This is a genomic window from Spirillospora sp. NPDC046719 (assembly GCF_040645715.1).
GTDB lineage: Bacteria > Actinomycetota > Actinomycetes > Streptosporangiales > Streptosporangiaceae > Spirillospora.
This window is the reverse complement of record NZ_JBEYYT010000624.1, coordinates 1-4,333: the sequence shown is the minus strand read 5'-3', so window position 1 is coordinate 4,333 and position 4,333 is coordinate 1. Positions and strand designations below refer to the sequence as shown.

Here is a 4,333-nt window from a genome sequence, read left to right as displayed (position 1 = left end):
GGGGCGAAAGAGACAAGCCTATGCGGTCCCCCCCACGTTCAGCGCGGCGGCGCCGACGCCCGGGGCGGGCGCGCGCGGCGCAGCGCGAGGCGCAGCGGCCCGGGCCTCCTGCCGGGCGCCAGGTGCACGTCGCCGGGGCGTGCCAGCGACCGGTCGATCTCGTCGAGGACGAGCCGGTCGGGGACGCCGGCGGGCGGGCTCGCGCAGCGGAACGCGACGCCGCGCCCGCGGTGCTCGGCCGCGAGGGCCTCGACGTAGGCGCGGGCGGCGGCGGACGCGGCGGCCGTCGCGGGGGACGCGCCGGACGGCACGATGACGATCACCTCGCCCGCGCCGCGCTCCAGCATCCCGGGAAGCGCCGCGCTCACGAGGGCGGCGGGACCGAGGAACGCGCGCCGCATCACCTCGTCCAGCGGCGCTTCCGGCGCGCCGGGCGGTGCGTAGGCGGGCGATGGGGCGTAGGCGGGCGGCGGGGCGATGACGAGCCGGTGCACGGCCCCGGTCACGCCCAGGATGTCCGCCACGTCCTCGGGGTCGGTGACGTCGCAGGTGCGGACGTGGGTGTTCGGCGAGCGCAGCGCGGTGGCCGCGAGCCCGACCTCGTCGGTGTCCACGGCGACGACGTCCCACGCCGCCGCGGCGAGCCGGCGCGCCGCGAGCGCCCCGACGCCGCGGGCCGCGCCGGCGACCAGGGCCGTCCGCCTCACGGGCGCACCTCCTCGGCCGGGTCGAAGGTCATCGACAGGTGCCCGACCGTGGTGCTGCTCAGCGCGCGCGCCCGGTCCAGGCCCAGAGCCCGCAGTTCCTCGGCCACCGGATGGTCGCCCAAGACGACCTTGGCGCCGCCCGGGCGCATCCGGACGTCGGACGGCGTGAGCGTCCACGGCGTCCGGCGGGTGACGCCGTCCAGGCACGAGTAGGCGTCCACCTTGGGCGCTCCGGCGCCGCCCGGCATCGGCGCGCCGGGCCGCACGGCGATCTCGATGGCGGTGCGGCCGCCGGACCGCACGGCGCACCGCTTGACGCGTCCGGCCAGGTCCATCGGGATGTCGGTGAGTTCCTTGGGGAAGCCCCAGATGCTGCGCCCGCACTCCAGGGTGAACTCCTGGTTCACGGGGAGCCAGTGGATGAACGCGCCCACGTCCCGCATGCCGCGCAGCCGCCCGAGCCTGCCGGACGGCGGCGGCGTCCCGGGCGGGCGCACGAGGAACGCGACGGCGAACTCGTGGTACGGCCCGAGGTCGCCGTCGGCGTAGCGGACGAACGCCAGCGAGCAGATCGCCCGGCCCGGCCACACCTCGGCGATCTCCAGGCCGGAGTAGGCGATGACGGCCTGCGCGGCGGCGGCCGGGACGGCGAACATGGCCGAGGCGACGGCGGCGTCCCGGATCTGTACCGGAAGCGCGACCTCGTGCCCCTGGATCGGATGGACTTGCGCGGCACTTGTCACACCGGTAAGTAGAACAGGTTCTCGTTTTGCTGCCAAGGGCGGCCCGCCCTCCGGTGGCGCCGCGCGGCTCGGCCGCGCCGGACGCCCGGCTCAGCCGCGCTCGACGCCCGCCTTGATCCGGCCGAGGGTGGCCCGCATGCCCGCGCGGTTGAGCGCGGCGCGCTCCTCGGCCGGGACGCCCGTGAACACCTTCCCGAGCAGCGAGACCAGCCCCGCGCCGCGGGTGCCGCGCCGCAGGTCCTCCCAGTACTCGGTGAGCCGCGTCCGGGCGCCGTCCGCGCCGCCGACGTCCTCGATGCGGTAGCCCCACAGCGCCACCGGGATGCCGAAGCTCGACACCCGGAAGGCGAACGCCTCGCCGGGGACGGCGACCGTCACCTCGCAGGTGGTGAACCACACCCGCCAGCCGAGCCGGTTGAACCCGACGAACTTCGTGCCGGCCCTGACGGCCCGCCCGCGGATCCACGTCGCGAAGACCTCGGGGCTCCACTCGCGCATCCGCCGCAGGTCGGCGACCGCGGCGTAGACCGCCCGCGTGCCGGCCTCGATCGCGACGCTCTCCTCGACCACCCACTCGCGTTCCATGCGCCGATCATCCCACTTTGTGACCGACCGGTCATCGGCCGGGCTAGCGCAGGTGCGAGAACGCCTCGCGCCACTCGGCGTACCAGGCCGCGAACCACGGGTGCGGCTCGGCCAGCGGGACGATGTAGGTGACCGTCTCGGCGTAGTAGCGGCGCTGGAAGTCCGGCGGCATCCGGTCCAGCCGCTGGACGTTGCTGACCCGGTCGGCGAGCTTCACCAGGACCGCCTCCGGCGGGGCGTCCCGCAGCCGGCGCAGGTACGCGGACTTCGCGGCGCGCTTCGCCTGCCGCCCGGCGCCGCCCGCCGGCGGCTTGGTGACCCAGTCGACCAGCTCGGTCACCTCGGGCCCGAACGCGTCCTCGACGTCGGCGAGCGTGGCCGGGGTGTCCTCCACCACGTCGTGCAGCAGCACGGCGGACAGCATCGCCGGATCGGTGACGCCCGCGCCGCGGACCAGCACCTCCAGGGCCTCCAGCAGGTGCTCGACGTACGGGTCGCCGGTCGGGCGCCGCTGGTCGCCGTGCCAGCGCCGCGCCGCGTCCGCCGCCGCGGCCAGCGCGCCGAGATCGACGCGGGCGCCGTCGCCGGACGACTCCAGGTCCGCGCGGGCGGCGTCCCAGGTGCGCCACCGGGTGAAGACCTCCACGTACCCTCCCTGCTGGTTCCGGTGGTGCCCGGCCCGGGAGGGTGGGGCGTCCACCGGCGAATCTGTCCGGGCCGTGGGGGGGGGGGGGGGGGGGGGGGGGGGGGGGGGGGGGGCGGCGCAGGGGGGCGGGGGGGGGCAGGGGGGGGGGGGGTGAGGGGGGGGGGGCCTCCCGCCGGTTTTGCTGGGGGGGCGTGGCCGGGGGGGGGGGCGCGACACGGCAAGGTGGGGGTCCACACTATGCGGCCAGTGGACGGACATGCGGTCGGCGGAACAGGGAGGCGGCACGGGCGTGGGCGGGAGCCGGCGGCGGCCTGACGGCCGGCCGGGGCCGGGAGGCGGCGTCCGCGTGGCGCTCGGCCTCGTCGCGGGCGCCCTCGCCGTCGCGCTGTGCGCGGTCCTCGTCGAGCGGTTCGTCCTGCACGCCGAGTGGTGGCAGGTCCGGCACACCGTCACCTCGCAGCCGGTCGCGCCGCAGACCGACGTCGGCCCGCCGCCCGGACCGCTCGCGGTGAGCTGGGAGGACACCACGCGCATCCACCGCGGGTCGGCCGCCGGGTACGACGGCGTCGCCTACGACGTGGCGCGCGGGCAGGTCGTCGCGGCGTCCGGCGGCGGCCTGGTGGTCCGGGACGCGCGGAACGGCGCCGCGCGCTGGAGCTACCGCCGCACCGGGTGGACGCTGCTCGGCTGGACGTCCACGCGGTCCCGCCTCGTCGCCTACTTCGAGCGGGACGGGCGGCGCGGCGAGCGGCTGCTCGTCGGGTTCGACGAGCTGTCGGGGGCGCAGCTGTGGCGGCGCGACGGCGAGCGCCCCGCGGCAGTGTCGCGCGCGACGCTGCGCTGGCCCGCCGGCGCCGGGGTGGTGCTGACCACCGACGACGGCCGCCGCACCCTGTACGGCGTGTCCGCGCTGAGCGGGAAGCGGCTGTGGCGGACGCCGCTGCCGAAGGGGTGCCGGCTGTTCGAGGGCGCGGCGCAGCCCTCGGACGCCCTGGACCCGGCCGGCGATCCGGCGGACGGCGAGGCCGCCCCCGGGCGGCCCGGCGACGCCCTCGCGGCGCTCGCGGTCGGCTGCCCGCGGCAGTCCGGGCGGCTGCTGGCCGTCGACCCGGGGCACGGGCGGGTCCTGTGGAGCCGGACGCTCGCGGCGGGGGAGTCGCCCGAGGTGCGGGTGCTGGACGGCGCGGTCCTCGTCGCGGACGGGGCGGCGCTGCGCGCGTTCACCGCCGCCGGCGACCGGATCGCCGGGTGGGACGGCGACGGGGTGTGCGGCGACCGGATGTGCCCGGCCGTCCTCGCGGGCGGGCGGCTCGTGGTCGTCCGCCACCAGGACGGGAAGGGCGGCGGCACCGACCGGATGGAGGCGGTCGACGTCCCGTCCGGCACGGTGGCGTGGTCGCGCGACGTCCCCGGATACGCGGCGCTGGCGGAGGCGGGCGGCACGGTCTACGCGCTGCGGCCGCGCCTGGCGGACCAGCTCCTCCCGGCGGGCGTCGACGTCGTGGACCCGGCGGACGGCCGGGCGTCCACGACCCCGGCGCCGTTCGCGACGGACCCGGACCTGCCCGGCGCGCGGCCGTGGCTGGCGGCGGCGGGCGGGCTGCTGTACGCGGCGGTCGCGGAGGCGGGGGGGGGCCCGGCGGGCGGGGGGC

General features: G+C 78.2%; 5 protein-coding genes. 1 reads left to right on the top strand and 4 read right to left on the bottom strand.

What is annotated here, in order from left to right:
- Positions 1–38 precede the first annotated feature (38 nt).
- The 4 genes from ABZ914_RS47475 to ABZ914_RS47460 form a co-directional block, all read right to left on the bottom strand.
- Positions 39–707, bottom strand: coding sequence for an SDR family NAD(P)-dependent oxidoreductase (locus ABZ914_RS47475; RefSeq protein WP_500201214.1), 669 nt, complete (start codon positions 705–707; stop codon positions 39–41).
- Positions 704–1,450 (bottom strand): acetoacetate decarboxylase family protein, encoded by a 747-nt coding sequence (locus ABZ914_RS47470; RefSeq protein WP_500201213.1) that lies wholly within the window; start codon positions 1,448–1,450, stop codon positions 704–706. The genes ABZ914_RS47475 and ABZ914_RS47470 overlap by 4 nt, the downstream gene beginning before the upstream one ends.
- 90 nt (positions 1,451–1,540) lie before the next feature.
- Complete coding sequence (locus ABZ914_RS47465; RefSeq protein ID WP_500201212.1) at positions 1,541–2,035, bottom strand: SRPBCC family protein; 495 nt, start codon at positions 2,033–2,035, stop codon at positions 1,541–1,543.
- A 43-nt stretch (positions 2,036–2,078) separates the two neighbouring features.
- Entirely contained in the window at positions 2,079–2,681 is a 603-nt protein-coding gene (locus ABZ914_RS47460) for an HD domain-containing protein (RefSeq protein WP_387021445.1), read from the bottom strand.
- Between the two features lie 346 nt (positions 2,682–3,027).
- On the opposite strand from ABZ914_RS47460, the gene ABZ914_RS47455 reads away from it, so the two are divergent.
- On the top strand, positions 3,028–4,333 hold a 1,306-nt coding region (locus ABZ914_RS47455), incomplete at its 3' end, for an outer membrane protein assembly factor BamB family protein (RefSeq protein ID WP_500201211.1).